Source organism: Halonotius aquaticus (genome assembly GCF_003605575.1).
Taxonomy (GTDB): Archaea; Halobacteriota; Halobacteria; order Halobacteriales; family Haloferacaceae; genus Halonotius; species Halonotius aquaticus.
Window position 1 is genome coordinate 24,035 of record NZ_QKNY01000014.1, and the last position, 18,658, is coordinate 42,692.

Sequence of the window (18,658 nt, forward strand, 5' to 3'; positions counted from 1 at the left end):
CCACCCAACCGACCCCGTGTAAGCACGCTTAAGGCCCGCGGACTGCTCCCCTCGGGTATGCAACCACGGGATCTCTCTGCGACCAGCCCGTACGTCCCAGGGCGGGGGATCGAGGAAGTCGCCCGCGATCTCGGGCTCGATCCGACCGATCTGATCAAACTCTCCTCCAACGAGAACCCACACGGCTCCAGTCCGAAAGCCGTCGAAGCGGTACACCAGCAGGCCGACGACGGCCTCCACGTCTACCCGAAGGCGTCCCACACCGATCTCACCGAAAAGCTCGCCGCGAAGTGGGGCGTCGCCGACGAGCAGATCTGGGTCTCTCCCGGCGCGGACGGCGCGATCGACTACCTCTCACGTGCGATGCTGGAGCCGGGGCAGTCGGTGCTCGTCCCCGATCCAGGCTTTTCGTACTACCGGATGAGCACGCGCCATCACCACGGCGAGATTAACGAGTACGAGCTTTCGAAGGCCGACGGCTTCGAACAGACAGCCGATCTCGTTCTCGACTCGTACGACGGCGAGCGCATCATCCATATCACCTCGCCGCACAACCCGACCGGCAGCGAGTGGACACGCGAAGAGATCCGGACGCTGCTCGACGAGGTCGACGACGAAACCCTCGTTGTTGTCGACGAGGCCTACGGCGAATACTCCGAGGAACCGAGCAGCATCGATCTCCTCTCGGAGTTCGACAATCTCGCCGTCCTCCGAACGTTCTCGAAGGCCTACGGCCTCGCGGGGCTGCGAATCGGCTATGCGGCTGTCCCCGAGTCATGGGCTGACGCCTACGCCCGTGTCAACACACCGTTTGCGGCCAACGAGGTCGCCTGTCGAGCCGCGCTGGCCGCGCTCGATGACGACGACCACGTCGAGCAGTCGGTCGACTCCGCTCAATGGGCCCGCGAGTACATGCAGGAGAACCTCGATGCCCCAACCTTCGACAGCGCAGCCAACTTCGTGTTGGCCGACGTTGGCGATGCCAGTCGCGTCGCCGAGGCCAGCCAGCGCGCCGGCGTCATCATCAGAGACTGCAGCAGCTTCGGGCTGCCGGGCTGTGTCCGGATCTCCTGTGGCACCCGCGAGCAGACCAAAACTGCTGTCGAGACGCTCAACGAGATCGTCGCTGAGGTGACGCCGACGTGACCGACGAACCGGCCACGACCGACAACCCGATGATGACCGACGACGCGACGACAACCGACGATGGGACGACGAGTGAATCGACAGTCAGCGACGACGTAGCACAAAAACTGGTCGTCACCGGCACACCCGGCACCGGCAAAACGACCGCGACCGAACAGCTCGCCGGCGACACCGACGCGGAGATCATCCATCTCAACGACGCGATTCGGGAGTTCGGTCTTTACAGCGAGCGCGACGCCGAGCGCGATTCGCTGGTGACCGATCTCGACGCCGTCAGGGAACACCTCGGTGAGTGGCGTGGGATCCTCGAATCACACCTTGCCCACCACGTTGACGCCGACCGCGTTGTCGTCCTTCGGTGTGAGCCGAGCGAACTCGAAACCCGGCTGCGTGATCGTGGCGACACCGCCGCCAAAGCCCGGGAAAATGCCGAAAGCGAGGCCCTCGATGTCGTACTCTCAGAGGCGGTCGACCAACACGGCGCCGAAGCTGTTTACGAGATCGACACGACCGACCGTGAGCCAAGCGAGGTAGCCGTCGAGATCGCCGCCGTCCGCAACGGCGACCGCGAGCCGGATGCCGGTGGCGTCGACTTCACGGGGTATCTCGTTGGATGACACTCGATCGACTTCGGCCGGTTGCCGACCGGCTGCTGACGCCGTTTGTCACCGGGGCCGACAAGATTGGGTTGACGCCGAACAGCGTCAGCGTCATCTCGCTTGGGGTCGCGGTCGCCGCGGCTGTGGCCTTCGTTATCGCCGACCCGCTGTTCTACGTCGCTGGGGCTGTCTTCGTCTTCGCCAACGGGTGGCTGGATCTGATCGACGGCGCGCTCGCTCGCCGGCAGGAGACCGCCTCTGCCGGCGGCGATCTGTTGGATCACGTGATCGACCGCTATGCCGATCTGACGATCATCGGCGGCCTCGCGGCCGGCGTCGGCAACTTCGCGCTTGGCTTTCTTGCTGTGACCGGCGTGTTGATGACCTCGTATCTCGGCACGCAGATCCAAGCGGTCGGCCTCGGGCGGGCCTACGGCGGCCTCGTCGGGCGGGCCGATCGGCTGGCGTTGATCGGCCTGACTGCTGTCGCGGCTGCCGTCGTCAGCGACCCGATTGTGGCAGGCTACGGGGTTGTCGCGTTGCTTCTGGCCTTCTTTGCGATCATCGGCCATATCACCGCTGCCCAGCGGTTTTGGGGCGCGTGGAACGATCTGTAAGTCGCCGACGGCGCATGCTTTATACCGGGGGATACGGTATCGGTGCGTATGGCCCAATGTGAGATGTGTGGTGCCGAGCAGTCGTCGCTCACCACCACAAAAGTCGAAGGGGCGAAACTGGAACTCTGTGACGAGTGTACGGAGTTCGGGACGGAGGTCAAAACCCAATCCTCGTCGTCGGGATCGAGCAAGTATTCGACCTCCAGCAGTAGCTCCGGCGCTTCGGGCGGGAGCAGCGGTTCCACGTCGACAGGATCGACGGGCAACTCGGGTGGCTCCTCGAATCAACGCCGGAAGGACATGTTCGACGACATGGACGAGATCGCCGGCGATTACGACGACCGCATCCGGGAGGCCCGTGAGGGCGAAGGCCTCACCCAGGAGGAACTCGCCAACAATCTCAACGAGAAGGCGAGTCTCATCCGAAAGCTCGAACGCGGCGACGTCCTGCCAAGCGATGATGTCCGCAAGAAACTCGAATCGGCGTTCAATATCACGCTCACCGAGGGAGCCGATGTCGACGACACCGAGTGGTCAGGCGAATCCACCGGGTCGATGACGCTGGGCGACGTGGTCGAACGGAAGGACTAATCGCGATCGGCTCAGACGACGTGTGAGTCCTCGTCGGCGTCGAGATCGGCCGTCGACCCAACATCGCCGTAGTTGCCTTTGAGGTAGCCGATCAGGTATTCGACGGTTTTCGGATCGTACGTCCAAAAGCCGTAGAACTCCCGGTCGCCGCGCTCCTCGGCTAACAGCGCACACATGTTTTCATCGACGCCGTCGCCGTCGTAGGCGACAAACCAGGTCTTCTGAATCTCGTCGTTGTGTTCAATGTGGAGGGTGAAGTGTTCGTGATCCGGCACCATCGGGCTGTCGCTGACGGGTGCGGCGTAGGTGTGCACCGACAGCGCGGTGTGTTCGCCAAGTTGGTTGTAGGCGTCTGTTTGGCCATCCAACACTGAAAGCGTCTGAAACCCAGCGTGGAGTTCCCCGCTGCCGATCCGCCAGGCGCGATCCTCGATCTCCCGGGAGGCCATAAACATCTCCTCGATCGAGTAGGAGGTAAACAGCGTCTCATCGAGGTGGTCGAGGATCGGGCTTCGCTCGACGCCCGTTGCTGTCGACTGCTCTGCCGCTGGGGGACGGTAGATGTCGTCTAAGGAAACCGCGGTCACAAAGGCATCCTCGCGGCTGAGGATCGCAAACTGTTCGGGCTCCTCCGGGAGCGTCCGGGTATCGATGGTAAGATGTCGATCCTCATACTGTTCGCGGAGGTCGTCGACGACGGAATCTGGTGTGTTGACGACCGTCAGCGTCATCGTGCGGGCTTCGATATCCGCGATGAGCTCTCGCAACGACATCCCTACTACCAGCCACCTTACCACGGGAGGTATTTGATAATTTGTGAACAATTCTGACAGGTCGGGCCGGCGGCCGAAAGATGAAGCTATATCACCCCGGCGACAAACCATGGGGTATGTTCATCTTGGTGAACCTGAAAGCGTATCCGTGTGATCCGATCGAAGTCGCCACCGCCGCCCGCGATGTCGCCGAGGACGCCGGCGTCCGCATCGCTGTCTCGCCACAGGCTGCCCACCTCGAATCCGTCGCCGACACCGGCGTCGAAACGTGGGCCCAACACGTCTCGCCGAATGGCTACGGCAGCTTCACCGGCAGCACCCTCGCGGAGGCCGTCGCCGAGGCCGGCGCGGAAGGGACGCTGCTCAACCACTCGGAAAACCGCCGCAAGCTCGCCGACATCGACGCCGCGGTACGGGCCGCCGAACGCGCCGGCCTCGAAACCTGTGTCTGTGCAAACAACCCGGATCAGATCGCTGCCGCCGCGGCCCTGCAGCCGGATTCGGTCGCCGTCGAACCGCCGGAGCTCATCGGCGGCGATGTGTCGGTCGCCACGGCCGATCCGGATATCGTCACCGACGCTGTCGCCGCCGCTGGCGGCGTTGACGAGGACGTCGACGTCTACTGTGGCGCAGGAATCTCAACGGGCGACGACGTAACGACCGCCGAAGAGCTCGGTGCCTCTGGGATCCTGCTTGCCAGCGGGGTCGCCAAAGCCGACGATCCGCGGGCCGCCCTCGAAGATCTCGTCTCCGGGCTCTAAGCGACGCCCGGCTTATTCTGGCTCGGACACGTCATCGAGAAAGCTGGCTTCGACTGACTGTACCATCGTCGCCAGCTCGCTGTCGGTAAGCGTATCGGCGTAGGCCTCCCGGATGAGTTCCGGGATCGCGTACCGGTAGCGGCCTTCACCAACGTGGCGAATCAGCTGTGACTGTCGGAGCGGCCGGTTACGGCTGTAGGCGAGTTGGTGGTCGTCGTCGCCGCCGGCCGCGATATGCGCTGAGACGGGGTCGCTTTCCTCACCCTCGCGGTAATGTTCTAACATCCCAACCGACCGCAGCGGCAGGTCGGCGATGCGGTCTTTGAGTTCTGTGACGACCGCCTCGCGGGTGCCGTGTTCGACTGCCTCGACGAACTCCATGGCCTCCTCGGCGATGTCGCTGCGGGTGACGGTACCGAACCGCGTCGACGTGGGCGCGCTCCCACCGGGCGACCCTGTGGTTTCCTCGGGGCCAGTTACCTCCGAGGGATCGACCGGCTGGGGATCGATCGGGGCCGAGCCGTCGTATGCTGTCTCGTCCGTGCTGTCGTCGTCACTGGTCGCCTCGTTGGCGATGGCCTCAGCCGCCGTGGCGTCGTCTTCTGCGGCTTCGGCGACCGCGTTGGCGAAATCAGCCGGCGTGAGATCATCGCCGAAGACGCCGTCGGCCGTCATCTCAGCCCCGCTTGTCTCGGTGTCAGTCGTCGTGCTGTCGGTGGGGGCTGTGTCAGCCTCCGAGTCAGCGGCCATATCGGTGGGGTCATCTGGGCCGCGGTAGGCGGCTTCGGATCGCTGCAACATCGCTTGGGCAAACTGGTCGGCCATCCGGCTCAGATCGCGGGCTTCCTCAAGTTCGCGTTCTAGTTCCTTGATTCGGGCGTCTTTTTTATCGAGTTTCTGACGGAGGTCAGCCAACTCGCTTTCGCGGCGGGCCTTTTCGTCGGAGATCTCGGTGAGTTCAGAGACCAGATCGTCGCTGACGGATTTGAGCTCCGGCTGTTCGATATCCTCAAGCCCGGGCGTTGCCCCGGCGTCGAAGGTTTCCTTGCGGTGGAACTGCACCCGGCGGATATCGTCTGACCAGTCGGCGACAAGGAACCCCTCGCCGTCAGCCAACTCCTCGACGGCGTCGGCGTACTCCGAGCCAAGAATACGCCCGACGACTTTGGTGTCATTGCGCCAAGTGAGTCGGTGCCAGACGAGCCAATCACACTGCGTGATGAAGTCCTTCTTCACATCGGCCGGACGTTGGCTAATGCCGACGATCCCGAGGCCGTGTTTCCGGCCGCGTTTGCCGATCTTGATCAGCATCTTGCCAGCTTCGCCCATCCCGCCCTGTTCGGGGATGTACTCGTGGCACTCCTCGATGACCAAGAGGAAGGGCTTTTTCAGCTTCTTTTCTTTCGCAAAGAGGTGGCGAGCGGTCTGTAAGAGCAGTTCGTTGGCGTCCTCGTCGTCGAGATACCCCGATACGTCAAGGATGATCGGGATGTTCTCTTCGAGAGCCAAGGAGGCGATCTTCTCGGCGTGATCGGCGGTGACCTGGATATCGCATTCCTCGTCGGCCCCGACATGGAGGATCTCGTAGGCCTCCTTGAGGCCGTAGTACTCCCCATCGCTGTCGACGATGAGGACAGGGAAGTTGTTATCAAGGAGATTTTCCAGCATCACCGAGGCTGTGTTTGATTTCCCGCTGCCGCTTTTGCCTGTGATGAAGCCGCGACCCGTGAGGAGATCGACGACCGGCAACTCGACGGCTGTCCCGGGGGCGATGGCGTCGGTGCCGCCGGGGCCAGCACTCACGTCCGCGACCGTGATGGTTTCCTCGCTGCTCATTTACCTATTTGTCCGTGTGAGCCCACATAGTTCCTGTTGTCGGTTGTGTCGGTGGTGTCAGCCGACTGTCCGACGTTAGTCGAACGATCCGAGCGAGGACTGCCCGTCGTCGTTCGTGGTCGGTCGTGGTGCGTCATCAGTGCCCCCACCGTCGCTCTCGTCGTCAACCCAGTCAGTGAGTTGGGCGTCGGTGTCGACAGCGTGCTCAACAGGGGCGGGATTCGCCCAGTCGCTGTCGGCGTCGATATCGGCGGCGTCGTCAGCAGACTCACCAGCGGCGAGGCTTGCGGCGTCGAAGCCATCAAGTCTGGCCTGCTCACCCGCGGCGAAGCTGAGATTCGAAACCCGAACGCCGAGTTTGCGAACCGGTGTATCCGCAAACTCCTCGAGTAACTCAAGGGAGATCGCTTCGACAAGATCGGGGTCGTCAACCGGCCCGGACAGCGAGGAGGCACGCGTGTTGACATCGAACGGCGGGGTGACGACCTTGATCCCGACGGTCTGGTACATCGCGTCGCGGCTCCGGGCACGGGCGGCGACATCGGCCGCAAGCGCACTGACACGCTCGCGTTTGGCCTCAGACTCCTCTGTCGCCTCAGTGAACGCCGACTCTCTGGAGAGACTTTTCGGGCGACCGGTTGGTGTCACTTCGCGGTCGTCGTCGCCACGGGCGCGAGCGACAAGTTCTCGGCCGCGCTCACCAAAGCGGTCAACAAGGACGGTCGGATCGGCCGCCGCGAGGTCGCCGGCGGTCTCGATGCCCATCTCGGCGAGTTCGCGCTCGGTCACCGGCCCGACGCCGTGGATCGCAGCCACCGGCAGCGGCCCGAGAAAGGCTGCCACCTCAGCGGGCCGGACGACAGTCAGCCCGTCAGGCTTGTCATGATCGCTGGCAACCTTCGCGGTCGCCATGTTTGGGGCGACGCCGACGCTGGCTGGCACGCCGACCTCGCGGCTGATCCGCTGTTTGACATGGCGGGCGTACCCCTCCGCGATCGTCCGGGTGTCGTCGGCGCCACTGTCGTCGCTATCGGCATCGCCGTCCGCGTCGTCGACGAGGCCCCAACTCGTGCGGTCGGTCACATCGAGATACGCTTCGTCGATGCTGACCTCACGGACAACGTCGGCGCAGTCATGCAGAATCTCCTTCACGTCGCTAGCGACTTCCTCGTAGAAATCGAGGTCGACAGGGCGGTAGTGGCCGGCTGGCTCCGCGTCGGTCTCGGCAGCCCGCGGGAGCGACTCAAGGGCCTGACTGATCGGTTGGGCACTCTCGATCCCGTGGTCGCGGGCCTCATAGCTCGCGGTAGCGACCGCGCCATGGGGTTCGCCAGCCGCATAGCCCATCCCGACGACGAGGGGCTCGCCACGGAGCTCGGGCTCACGAAGCCGTTCACACGACGCATAAAAGCAGTCCATATCGACATGGAGGATGATCCGCGCGTCGCCGTCGTCGCTGTCGGCGTCGGTGAAGGCGTCGAACGTCATGGCGAAAGCGTCCCCGTTTGGTCTGCGTTCAGTCCCGTCGTAGCCACTGCTATCGAGTGATTCGACAGCCACCAGCAAGAGCGTGACGGCGGGCGGTCACTGGCTGGCCCACAGCGTCGCCTGCGTGAGGGTCGTGCCGGTGAGATCGGCATCCTCGATGTTGGCGTCGACGAGCACCGCATCGGTGAGATCGGCGTCGGTCAGATCAGCCCCCCAGAGGAAGGCATCGGTCAGATCAGCCCCCCAGAGGAAGGCATCGGTCAGATCCGCCCCGGAGAGGTCAGCCCCCGCCAAATTTGTCTGCCACAGCAGGGAATCGGTCAGATCGGTATTCCTGAGATCAGCCCCACGGCAGTCAGCTCGACTGAGCCCAGCATTGTGGAGATCCGCCCCTCGGAGTGTTGCCTCGCCCAACAGGGCCCCGCCGAGGTCGGCGTTCGTCAACGTGGCCCCGGTCAGATCGGCACGGGTGAGGTCGGCCCCGATGAGCGCGGTATTCGCTAGTGGCACCGCCGTCCCGAGCTGGCAGTCCCGCAGGATCGCACCATCAAGCAGGTGGGCGACGGTGCGGTGCTGCGCACGCATCGCCGGCGACGGGCAGGCCTCGGCCAGCGCGGTCGCTGCCTTCGGTGTTCGATCAGCATGCCAGAGACAGCGATCGGCGTCGGCCAGCGTGGGCCGGAAGCAACACGACTGGTGGATCGGCCGTCCGGTAGCGACTGCCACGCGGTCGCAGTCCCGCGGCCACGCGTAGCCACATCGCTCCGCTGGCACCCCATCCATACCACCCCCACGACGGCGCTCCGAATAAAGCCCGCTGATCGACGGCTATGCGACGCCATGGGGTGTGAGTCTCGGGTAAGGTATACTACTAAGTACACTCGTTCGGTAGCGAATGGTAATGACAGAGCGATGGAGCCGATAAACAAAGACGATATCACGGTAACGAAGTCGTACAAGGACTTCGACGACGGCCCGGCCGGCATCGAGTACTACATCCGGTTGTGGTCGCCGGGGCCGAAGACTGTCACCATCCGGGAGCCGATCCCGGCTGCCGCCGATGCCAACCGCGTCGCCTCCAGAGCCGACGACGACCGGGCGTGGACGATCGAAGACGACCAGCTCGTCTTCAGCACCCGGATCGACAGCGACGGGGTTCGGACCGCCTACACCTACGAGGGGGCGTTGAAATCGAACCTCAGCGAGTGGATGCAGGAACCCGAGATCGAGATCACCGACCCAGACGGTGCCGCCGACGTCGACGACGAGACAGTTGCGGCGACGGCAGCTGCGACTGACGCATCGAGCGACGTCGACGACGATGGTACCCCGCAGCCCAGCGTCGATGTCGACGACGAGGAAACTGGTGATGACGATGTCGAGGGAGCTGCTGATGACGACGCCGATATCAAGGTGGACGCCGATGGCGAGGCGACCACTGTCGACGACGAAACGACCGCTGTCAACGACGCGGCGGTCGATACCGACGACGAGACGGTTGATACCGACGACGAAACAGTCGACACCGACGACGAGACAGACGGTATCGACGATGAAGTCGATCGTGATGAGGAAACTGACGCCGAGACAGCGGCCGACGTTACCGAGGAGTCGGCGTCGCTCACCGACGACACTGTCGAGTTAGCGACCGATGCCGAGCCGTTGCATCCCGACGACGCGCTGATCGACGAGGCCGAAGCCGACGTGCTTCGCGTCGTGCTCAACAACCCGGAGCTGTCAAACGCCGAGGTCGCCTCGCAAACCGACACCCGGGTCGCCTTCGTCAGAGACACCCGCGATCGATACGAGGCCGCCGTCGAACTGCCACCCGAGGCGCAGACTGACAAGGCTTCGACGGCCGAGCAGGCCGATTCGACGACCGACGACGTATCGCCAGCCGAAGACACCACCGCAACTACCCAATCTATGACCGACGACACAGCCGACACCACCGACGACGCACAGTCCCCGGACGACGAAGCTGACCCTGCCGAGGAGCCGAGCGAGGCCGACGCGGCCGCAACTGAGACCGAGGAGTCGACAGCAACCCACGACGAGGCGTCGCCCGATGAGGACACGGCCGAAGAGCCGGCTGACGACGCAGCCGCCGACGAATCGGACGGCGAGGAGGAGCCCGCCGAGGTGCCGGCTTCAACAGCTGATGAGGAGCCTGCACTGTCCGACAGCGACGAGGCCGATGTCGTCGCGGCAGCCGAACGCGCCGAGTCAGCGATCGGGCAGGAACTCCTCGACAGCATCAACGGGATCAAGGAAACCGTCGAGAAGGCCTCCGTCGGCAGCGGCCAATACGAGGCCCGCATCCGGCGGCTGGAAACCGAGTTGAGCAAGCTCCAGGCCTACACCTCGGCCTTAGAGGAGTTCCTCAGCGAGAACGGCACGGGCAGCGAGATCATCGAATCCACCCGCGAAGAGCTCGCTTCGATGCAGGCCGATGTCGAAGCCCTCCAGTCGGAGACGCGCTCGCATGAGACGGCGTTGACCGAACTCAAAAACGACGTCAACGAACTTGAAGACGAGCTGTGGAGCAATAACAAAACCACCGACAGCATCGAATCCACGCTCGAAACCCACCGCGGCGGGATCGATGCGGTACAGGATCGGGTCGATGCGATCGACGAGGAGATCGATACCGTCGAGACCAATCTGTCGGACGAGCTTGACGCCCACGCCGAGGAGATCGAGGGACTCGACGAGACAACCGACGCTCACGACGCAGCGATCGACGCCTTAGAGGAGACAACCGACAACCACGGCGAGTCGATTGCCGACCTCGATGAGACGACAGACGCCCACGACGAGACGATCGACGCCCTAGAGGAGACAACCGCAGACAATGAGGCCGACATCGCCGATGTGTCAGCGGAGGTCGACGGTGTCGCCGACTCACTGAGCGACCTCAGCGAGGAGGTCGACGCAGGCTTCGAGGCGTCCGACGATCACCGGGCGGAGTTGGCGGCAACACTCGATGAACACGCCGAGGAACTCTCTTCGCTGTCCGCGGAGATCGAGTCCATCGGCAGCGACGTGGCGACGCTCGAAGACCGACTCTCCGAGGAGGGCGATGTCGGCGAGCGCATCAGTGATATCGAAGGCGAACTCGACGATCTTTCACAGTGGCGGAAGAAGCTCCAATCGACGCTGCTGGGCGGCGACACCGGCGGCGACTCATAATCGCTCAGAAACACAGTTTTCAGCAGTTCTCGTGCGCCGTTATCCTCGGTGTCGCTCGTGAATAATCGAGCGAGCGATCCGGACGGCGGCCTCAAGATCGGGATTTGATCGCACGTCAAAGGCCTCGGTTTCGGCGCGAACGACAAACGTTTGGAGGGCCTCGACTTCTGCTCGTTCTAACAGGGAGGCTGTGAGGTCGCCACGCTCGTAGGCCTCGGTGAGCCGGACGACCGGATCGTGGTGTTCGAGATCGAGATCAAACTCGAACCCACCGGCGTGATCGGCAGTGCCGTCAGCCTGAGCGTGTGATGCCGGCGTCGACTGTGATGGCGATGCCTCATCGGTTGCCGAGAGCGGTACCTCCTCAGGTGGCGGCGATGAATCGCCGAGCGAGCGGTCGCCGGTGGAACAGGATGTGGAACTCATAGCTGCGACGTGATCAGCGTGCCAAGACGCGGTGTCGCCGCCCGACTCCCCCATGGGCTGGCCGACAGGTGCACGCTGGAAGACACGTCGAGTAAAATAGTGGCTCAGTAATAAGAACCCGTCAGACGCACGTCAGACGCCAGGGGTGGACAGCGTCGGTCAGGTTACTCGTACAGCGGATAGGCCGCACAGAGTTCGTCGATCCGCTCGCTGACCTCGTCGATGACGCGCTGGTCGTCGTGGTTGTCGACGACGCGGTAGATCAACTCACCGACCTCGGCGGTCGCTTCTTCATCGAACCCGCGGGTCGTCAGGCCGGGCGTCCCAGCCCGGATGCCGCTGGGGTTGAACGGCGAGCGTGTCTCGCCCGGCACGGTGTTGGCGTTAAGCACGATCCCAGCCTCAGCGAGCGCGTCTTCGGCTTCGCCGCCCGGCAGATCAGGGTGTGATTCGCGGAGATCAACAAGCACGAGGTGGGTGTCGGTGCCGCCGGAGACGACCTCGAAGCCGTGGTCGGCAAACGTCTCAGCCAGCACGTCGGCGTTGTCGACGACCTGTTGGGCGTACTCCTCAAAGTCTGGCTGGAGGGCTTCCTTGAAGCCGACGGCCTTGCCGGCGATGTTGTGCATGAGCGGGCCGCCCTGTCCGCCGGGGAAGACCGCGTTGTCGATGTCGTCGGCGTGTTCTTCGCTGGTCATCACGATGCCGCCGCGACCGGCACGGATCGTTTTGTGGGTCGAGCCCGTCACGAAGTCGGTGACACCGACCGGTGACTGGTGGACGCCGGCGGCGACAAGGCCGGTGATGTGAGCGATATCAGCAAGATGGTAGGCACCCACGTCGTCGGCAACGTCCTGAATTCGCTCCCACTCAACCTCACGCGGATAAGCAGAGTACCCCGAAACGATCATATCAGGATCGAACTCATCGGCCATCTCGGCGAGCCCATCGTAGTCGAGATAGCCGGTTTCGGGATCGACCTCGTACTGTTCGACCTCGTAGAACTGGCCGACGAAGTTTGCGGGGTGGCCATGGCTGAGGTGGCCGCCGTGTGTCAGATCCAAGGAGAGGATTTTGTCGCCCGGGTCGAGGGTCGCAAAGTAGACGGCTTGATTGGCCTGGGTGCCCGAGTGCGGCTGGACGTTGACGTGTTCGGCCCCCCAGAGCTCTTTGGCGCGGTCGATTGCGAGTTGTTCGACCTCGTCGGCGTACTCACAGCCGGCGTAGTAGCGTTTGCCCGGATACCCCTCGGCGTACTTGTTGGTCAGCGCGCTGCCCTGTGCCTCAAGTACTGCCTTGCTGACGTGGTTCTCGCTGGCGATCATCGCCAACGTCTCTTCCTGGCGCGTATCCTCGCCGGCAAGGGCGTCTGCGACCGCCGAATCGACCGCACGAACCTGCTCGTAGTCCATACTGAAAGGGGGCCGCTCAGGCCAATAAGTGTGTCTGTACACGGTCAGCCCACCAGTTGATCGGGGCAGCAGCAAGGCCGACAACAGAGATTTATTAGTGCTGCCAGTCGCTTAATTTAGCCAAAAATCAAGTAATGAACGCTCCGCTCGTCGATAATATTAAGTGTCGCTTCGCCCCTAATTCACTCAACAAGATGGCGTCGAACACACATACAGCAGACCGCCGAGAGCTGCTTACAACGACACTGACCGCGGCGAGCAACGACTGTTGGCTCATCGATCCAACCCCCGAGACGATTGCGGCGGTCGTCGATGTTGCCAGCGACGCCGACTCACTTCCCCGACTGCGGCTGTTGGCCGCCGAGGACGCACTCAAAACCACATTCGAGGACTTTCTGGTCGCCAGCCGCACCGCGGATCTAATCGCCGACGATGCTCTTGCGGTGCGGACACTCGACGCGCCGACGGCGAACTCGCTGATTCTCACCGACGAGGCGGTCACAGCCGTCGTCGCCGCCGGCGAACAGGTCGCCGGGCTCCGTACCGACGACAGCGAGTTCGTCGAAACAACCCGGGATACCATCGCCGACCGATGGGCAGCAGCCGATCCCTTCCGACTGCGAACCCCCGCGATCTCACAGATCCGAGCCACACTGGCCGAGGAGATCGGCGCGGCCATCCGCGAGGATTTCGATCAGCTGCTGGCCTCCCTTGAGACGGCTCGCGGCGACGGCGATGGCCTCGATGAGGTGACGATCTCACTGCTCATCGCCGCGAAAAACGAGGTGCTGCTGTATGACATCTCAAAGTGGGGTGAGGATGTCGGCATCGCCAGCAAGGCCACCTTCTCACGAACCAAGAGCCGACTGGAGGAGTCCGGCGTCATCACCACAGAGAAGGTACCGATCGACGTCGGGCGGCCGCGGCTCCGCCTCCAACTCGGCGACGACCGACTGCGGGAGGCCCCGACAGACACCCTCGCTGCCGTCGCCACAGAGATACTCACCTAAGCGGCCGGAGTCGACCCGTTTTTGCATTGTGCCGGCATGGCCGACGTATGGAACTCGCGGTCTGCGGTCGCGGCCCCGCTGTTGACGCCATCGCGGCCGCCGCCGAGGATATCGACGGCACTGTCCGCCAAATCGAGCCGGCAACTCTCAGCGACGATCCCACATCACTGCCCGCAACCGGGGCGGTCGTCGCCCCGGCTGGCGCAGAAGTGTTTCCGGCGGCAACCGATCACTTCGACCGCTGGGTCGCCGTCGAGATCGGTGGCCTCGGCGGCTACCCGATCGACGATATCGACGCGGCGGTGACGACATTTGGCCCTGATACAGCCTGTTATCGCTGTCTGACCCACCGGGTTGGTGCCCACGAGGACGCATCCGGTGAGAGTCCACACGGCGATCGCAGTATGGTGCGGCTGGCCGGAGCTATCGCCGGCAACCGGCTCATCTCGCTGCTGGCTGGCGAGACCACCGCCGGCACAATCAGAGAGCTTCCAGGCCCTGAGCGACACCTGCTGTCGGTGCCGGACTGTGACTGTGGGAGCGAGGAGGGGCCTTCGCGGTCGCTCCCGCTGACTCATCGTAGCGTCGACGTCGACGACGCGTTGACGCGAGCCGAGCGCGCCGTCGACGAGCGGGTCGGCCTCGTCACAAGCGTCGGCGAACGCGAGTCGTTTCCGGTGCCCTACTACATCGCCGATATCGCCGACACCACGGGCTTCAGTGACACAGCGGCCGCCGACTTCGCTGCCGGGGTCGACCCTGACTGGGATCGGGCCTACATGAAGGCGATCGGTGAGGCACTTGAGCGATACAGTGCTGGCGTGTATCGAACGCGGGCGGCGACCCGTGGATCGGAACGAACGCTGGCTGCCCCAATTTCGCCGCGTCGGTTTGTGCGCCCTGAAGGGTTCGACCATCCAGAACCAGACCACCGGATCGATTGGATCGAAGGGCGATCCCTCCCGGACGGCGAAGGGGTGTCGCTGCCGGCGGAGTTTGTCTGGTTTCCGCCGCCCACGCAGCGATACCGTCCGGCGATCACGACCGGGCTCGGCCTCGGAAACTCGCCGGTCGAGGCGGTGCTCGCGGGGTTGTATGAGGTGATCGAACGCGACGCGACGATGCTCGCGTGGTACTCGACGTTCGAGCCGCTGGGGCTGACGGTCGACGACGACGTTGTCGACGAGTTGACCAAGCGAGCACGGGCTGAGTCGCTGACTGTCACCCTGCTACTTGTCACACAGGATATCGATGTGCCGGTCGTGGCCGCCGCCGTCCACCGCGACGGTGAGTGGCCCCAGTTTGCCGTTGGCTCGGGAGCCAACCTCGCTCCGGTTTTCGCCGCGCGGTCGGCCCTCGCTGAAGCCCTCCAGAACTGGATGGAACTCCGGACGATGGGCCCCGAGATGGCCGCCGATCAGGGCGGCGCAATCGCCGAGTACGCGGAGCTGCCGGCGGCCGCCGAGTCGTTTGTTGCCCCCGACAGTCAGATTCCAGCCGAGAGGATTGGCGAGCCGGCGGTGACCGGTGCGGCTGAATTGAGGGCTGTTTGTGACCGGCTGTCGGCAGTTGATCTGGGCGCTTATGCCGCGCGGCTGACGACCCGCGATGTCGACGCCCTTGGGTTCGAGGCGGTTCGGGCCGTAGTACCAGAAGCCCAGCCGCTGTTTACCGGAGAGCCGTATTTCGGGGAGCGCGCCCGTTCGGTGCCCGAATCAATGGGCTTCGAACCGCGGCTGGATCGGTCGTACCATCCCTATCCGTAGGCGGGCGAACGCGGTCGTCAATCCCGGATTAGCTGTCGTCGGACGGTGAATCCGCAGCAACGTTGTCGTCGACCGGGCTAGCCGGCTCGGCTGCTGGTGGCTCTTCTGAGTGGAGCTCACCCGGCGCAGGCCGTGAGCGATCATCAAAGACGAGTTGCCGGTGGGGGTAGGCCATCTCAAGGGTGGCCTCGGCGTCGATGAACCGCTGGCGGATCGCGGTGCGAACCGCGGATTCGACGGTGGCGATCTTGTAGGGTTTCGTTACCCAGTAGCGCAACCGAAGCAACACGCCGTTGTCGGCGAAATCAGCGATAAAACAGCCGGGGGTTGCGGGGTACCGCGCGCTGCCGACCCGGATATCCGGGCCACCGTTGATGACGTCGTCGGTGTCGCGGGCGGCCAACTCCATCTGGCGGCGGGCCTCCGGAATATCGGACTCGTAGGTAACCAACACGTCAAGCGAGAGTCGGGTGCGTTCGTCCTCTGCGGAGTAGTTGGTCACATCCCGGTCGCGGACATTGCCGTTTGGAATGACCAGAAACGTGTTGTCGAGGGTGAAGATCTTCGTATATCGGATCGTAATGTCGTCGACGAAGCCGCGAGTGCCGTCGTCAAGTTCGATCATATCACCGATCTCGAAGGGTTGGTCGGCCAACACAAAGATCCCGTTGAGCACGTTGCCGACGATCGGCGCGAGGATGATACCGACGACCGCCGAGAAGACGGTCACCGACAGGACGATGTTGCCGATCTGGAGGCCGACAAGCGAGCCGGCGACGATGAGCGTGAGGGCGATCGTGGTGGCGCGAACGGCGCCTAAGACGATCTGGGCGACGCTCTGGCGTTCGAACCGACGGGCGATCGGCCGCCCTAGGAGGCTCACGAGCAGCTTTGACAGCGAGACGCCAAGGGCGACAACGAGCAGCGCGGCGACAATCCGGTGGCCAGGGAACTGCAGCCACGCTGGCAGCAACGCCGTGGCCACCTCGGCGGCTGCGGCCTCCGTGGCTCCCGCCGGCTGGGTGGTCGTCATTGACTCCACCTCTTCGTCGGCGGGAAAAAGACTTGTCCTCCGCGATCTCGCTGGCGGCCGACGCCGCCAACCTGAGGTACTGTGTTCCGAAATAGGATGCAACTCAGCAAAGAGTAAATTTCATACACACGGGCGGTCAGAGGCCGGTATGGCAGACGACCTCCGGATGACGCTGGAACACGTCGGCGAGCGGTTCAATCTCGGCGAGTATGAGATCGACGCCTACCTCGCCGTCCTCGAACACGGGGAACTCACCGCCAGCGAGATCGCCGACCGTACCGACATCCCCCAACCCCGGGTCTACGATACGGTGCGCAGCCTCTCGGATCGCTCCCTCGTTGAACTACGGGAGTCACGGCCGATGCAGGTCGTCGCCATCGATCCCGAAACGGCCTTCGGCGACCTCCAGTCGTCGTTTACCGAACTTGTCGACGAACTCACCGCCCGGTACACCGCGCCGGCCCGAGACACCGAGGCGGTGTCGTTGGTCAAATCGCGGGCGACAATCATTCGCTATCTCACCGAGATCATCGAAAGTGCCGAGTACGAACTTACACTGTCGCTGACGCCGTCGCTGGTGACAGAATTCGAGGAGACTCTGCGAGCCCAGATCGATAGGGGCGTCAGTATCGAACTCCTGGTGACGCCCGCCCGTGAGGCCCCTGATCCGACGGACTTTGATTATCAGACGGTCGCAACGACCGTTCGGGCCCGCGAAGGGATCACGACACCGGTGTTGGCGGTTGCCGACGGCACGGATTCGATCTATGCGACCCAGGATGCTCTCCGCGATGATCGGGATCGCTACGGCGTGATCTTCAGTCGCTCCGCGCTTGGCTTTCTGGTCTCGGGCTTTTTCGAGACCGTTCTGTGGACGACCGCCGAAACGCTGTCGACGACGCCGACCGAGCGGGCGTTTCCGCGGCGATACGCTTCGATCCGCCGGGCGGTCAAGGATATCCGCGACCTCGGGGGAGACTTCTATGCGACCGTCGAGGGACGAGATACCCAAACCGGTGAGCCGGTTGTGATCAGTGGGGCTGTCGAGGACATCGAGTTCCGCGAAAACGAATCGGTTGCCTCCTTGCTCGTCGACACCGGCGACGACGAGATCCGGGTCGGCGGGCTTGTCGCCGCCTTTGAGTCGATCGAGGGGCAGGCAATCCACATCGGTCGGGAATCACCACCCGAAGTGTAGCCACGTCGGGCCCCGGTGGTTATATGCGTTCACGGCAAATCGGCGGGTATGGTCGTGACCCCGCAGCTGCAACATATCTACTCACTCGGGCTGGCTGGCCGGGATCAGGTAAACCGCGCCTTCGGTGGCGGGCTGCCGACGGGCAGTCTCGTTGCGGTTGAGGGACGCCATGGCTCCGGCAAAAGCACCCTGGCTGGCCGGTTTGCTTACGGCCTCTGTGAACAGTCCCATACGGTCACGTATCTCTCAACCGAACGCGAGTTTGGGCGCTTTCTCAGCCAGATGCGATCGCTGTCGTATACGGTTCAGAAATCGCTGCTTCGGCGGGATCTGTTGTATCTGTACGGTGATCTCAACGGCTCCACGAAGGACGACCAGCCAGAACTGCTCTCACGGCTGCAAGCTGCCCAACGGCTGTGGACGAGCGATGTCGTTATCTTCGATACGTTCAGCGATATCCTCCTGTATGATCCAACCGTTGAGTCGCTTGCGGCCAAGGATGGCTACCGTCGGGCTGTCCAGCGGATCCTCTCATTTTTCCGGCGGATCATGGCGACAGGCACAACGATCGTCCTGTTGCTGTCGCCAAGTGGGCTGCCGCGTGAAACGCTGGAACCACTCCGAGCGGTGGCTGACGTGCTGCTCGATATCACGGTCGACAACTCCGGCGGCCGGCAGTATCGGTGGATCAACGTGCGTCGCTTCGCCGGCATGGGCCAACAGGTCGACGACCACATCGCCTTTTCGATCAGGCCCGGCACCGGGATTGTCATCGAAAATCGCAGTGTCGTAAGCCGGTAAGCCACGCCG

17 protein-coding genes are annotated in these 18,658 nt (G+C 63.5%); 10 read left to right on the forward strand and 7 right to left on the reverse strand.

Going from position 1 to position 18,658, the window contains the following annotated elements:
• The first annotated feature begins 57 nt into the window (after nucleotides 1–57).
• The 4 genes from hisC to DM826_RS09400 are packed head-to-tail and all read left to right on the forward strand — an operon-like array spanning nucleotide 58 to nucleotide 2,953.
• Entirely contained in the window at nucleotides 58–1,146 is a 1,089-nt protein-coding gene (gene hisC, locus DM826_RS09385; protein WP_120103136.1) for a histidinol-phosphate transaminase, read from the forward strand.
• A 29-nt stretch (nucleotides 1,147–1,175) separates the two neighbouring features.
• Nucleotides 1,176–1,763 carry an adenylate kinase family protein gene (locus DM826_RS09390; RefSeq protein ID WP_394338549.1) on the forward strand — a complete coding sequence of 196 codons (588 nt, stop codon included), beginning with the start codon at nucleotides 1,176–1,178 and terminating at the stop codon, nucleotides 1,761–1,763.
• A complete protein-coding gene (locus DM826_RS09395; protein WP_120103137.1) occupies nucleotides 1,760–2,362 on the forward strand; it encodes a CDP-alcohol phosphatidyltransferase family protein in 603 nt (200 codons plus the stop codon). Before DM826_RS09390 ends, DM826_RS09395 begins: the two co-directional genes overlap by 4 nt.
• Nucleotides 2,363–2,410: 48 nt before the next feature.
• Nucleotides 2,411–2,953, forward strand: a complete 543-nt coding sequence (locus DM826_RS09400; protein WP_120103138.1) for a multiprotein bridging factor aMBF1 — start codon at nucleotides 2,411–2,413, stop codon at nucleotides 2,951–2,953.
• An 11-nt stretch (nucleotides 2,954–2,964) separates the two neighbouring features.
• Here DM826_RS09400 and DM826_RS09405 read toward each other — a convergent pair whose 3' ends face one another.
• Complete coding sequence (locus DM826_RS09405) at nucleotides 2,965–3,726, reverse strand: DICT sensory domain-containing protein (protein ID WP_120103139.1); 762 nt, start codon at nucleotides 3,724–3,726, stop codon at nucleotides 2,965–2,967.
• A gap of 116 nt (nucleotides 3,727–3,842) precedes the next feature.
• Here DM826_RS09405 and tpiA point away from each other — a divergent pair, with 116 nt between their 5' ends.
• Complete coding sequence (gene tpiA / locus DM826_RS09410; RefSeq protein ID WP_120103140.1) at nucleotides 3,843–4,487, forward strand: triose-phosphate isomerase; 645 nt, start codon at nucleotides 3,843–3,845, stop codon at nucleotides 4,485–4,487.
• A 12-nt stretch (nucleotides 4,488–4,499) separates the two neighbouring features.
• Here the strand turns inward: tpiA and DM826_RS09415 are convergent, their stop codons facing one another.
• From DM826_RS09415 to DM826_RS09425, 3 genes are all read right to left on the reverse strand, one after another.
• The gene (locus tag DM826_RS09415; RefSeq protein WP_120103141.1) at nucleotides 4,500–6,323 is read right to left on the reverse strand and encodes an ATP-binding protein; all 1,824 of its coding nucleotides are present in this window, start codon (nucleotides 6,321–6,323) and stop codon (nucleotides 4,500–4,502) included.
• Between the two features lie 75 nt (nucleotides 6,324–6,398).
• Nucleotides 6,399–7,811, reverse strand: coding sequence for a DNA polymerase Y family protein (locus DM826_RS09420; RefSeq protein ID WP_120103162.1), 1,413 nt, complete (start codon nucleotides 7,809–7,811; stop codon nucleotides 6,399–6,401).
• A 96-nt stretch (nucleotides 7,812–7,907) separates the two neighbouring features.
• Nucleotides 7,908–8,594 (reverse strand): pentapeptide repeat-containing protein, encoded by a 687-nt coding sequence (locus DM826_RS09425; protein ID WP_233735759.1) that lies wholly within the window; start codon nucleotides 8,592–8,594, stop codon nucleotides 7,908–7,910.
• Nucleotides 8,595–8,723: 129 nt separating this feature from the next.
• Between DM826_RS09425 and DM826_RS09430 the strand changes: the two genes are divergently transcribed.
• Nucleotides 8,724–11,003 (forward strand): hypothetical protein, encoded by a 2,280-nt coding sequence (locus tag DM826_RS09430; RefSeq protein WP_120103142.1) that lies wholly within the window; start codon nucleotides 8,724–8,726, stop codon nucleotides 11,001–11,003.
• Nucleotides 11,004–11,042: 39 nt separating this feature from the next.
• Here the strand turns inward: DM826_RS09430 and DM826_RS09435 are convergent, their stop codons facing one another.
• Nucleotides 11,043–11,429, reverse strand: a complete 387-nt coding sequence (locus DM826_RS09435) for a hypothetical protein (RefSeq protein WP_120103143.1) — start codon at nucleotides 11,427–11,429, stop codon at nucleotides 11,043–11,045.
• Between the two features lie 164 nt (nucleotides 11,430–11,593).
• Nucleotides 11,594–12,841: a serine hydroxymethyltransferase gene (gene glyA, locus DM826_RS09440; protein WP_120103144.1), complete on the reverse strand. Its 1,248-nt coding sequence runs from the start codon at nucleotides 12,839–12,841 to the stop codon at nucleotides 11,594–11,596.
• Nucleotides 12,842–13,035: 194 nt separating this feature from the next.
• Here glyA and tbsP point away from each other — a divergent pair, with 194 nt between their 5' ends.
• Together tbsP and DM826_RS09450 are read left to right on the forward strand one after the other, a co-directional pair.
• Nucleotides 13,036–13,851: a transcriptional regulator TbsP gene (gene tbsP, locus DM826_RS09445; RefSeq protein ID WP_120103145.1), complete on the forward strand. Its 816-nt coding sequence runs from the start codon at nucleotides 13,036–13,038 to the stop codon at nucleotides 13,849–13,851.
• Between the two features lie 47 nt (nucleotides 13,852–13,898).
• Nucleotides 13,899–15,617, forward strand: coding sequence for a YcaO-like family protein (locus DM826_RS09450; RefSeq protein WP_120103146.1), 1,719 nt, complete (start codon nucleotides 13,899–13,901; stop codon nucleotides 15,615–15,617).
• A gap of 28 nt (nucleotides 15,618–15,645) precedes the next feature.
• Here the strand turns inward: DM826_RS09450 and DM826_RS09455 are convergent, their stop codons facing one another.
• Nucleotides 15,646–16,650, reverse strand: a complete 1,005-nt coding sequence (locus DM826_RS09455) for a mechanosensitive ion channel family protein (protein WP_120103147.1) — start codon at nucleotides 16,648–16,650, stop codon at nucleotides 15,646–15,648.
• 148 nt (nucleotides 16,651–16,798) lie between these two features.
• Here DM826_RS09455 and trmB point away from each other — a divergent pair, with 148 nt between their 5' ends.
• On the forward strand, nucleotides 16,799–17,848 hold the full coding sequence (trmB, locus tag DM826_RS09460) for an HTH-type sugar sensing transcriptional regulator TrmB (protein WP_120103148.1): 1,050 nt from the start codon (nucleotides 16,799–16,801) through the stop codon (nucleotides 17,846–17,848).
• 48 nt (nucleotides 17,849–17,896) lie between these two features.
• On the forward strand, nucleotides 17,897–18,649 hold the full coding sequence (locus DM826_RS09465) for an ATPase domain-containing protein (RefSeq protein WP_120103149.1): 753 nt from the start codon (nucleotides 17,897–17,899) through the stop codon (nucleotides 18,647–18,649).
• The last annotated feature ends 9 nt before the right edge of the window (nucleotides 18,650–18,658 follow it).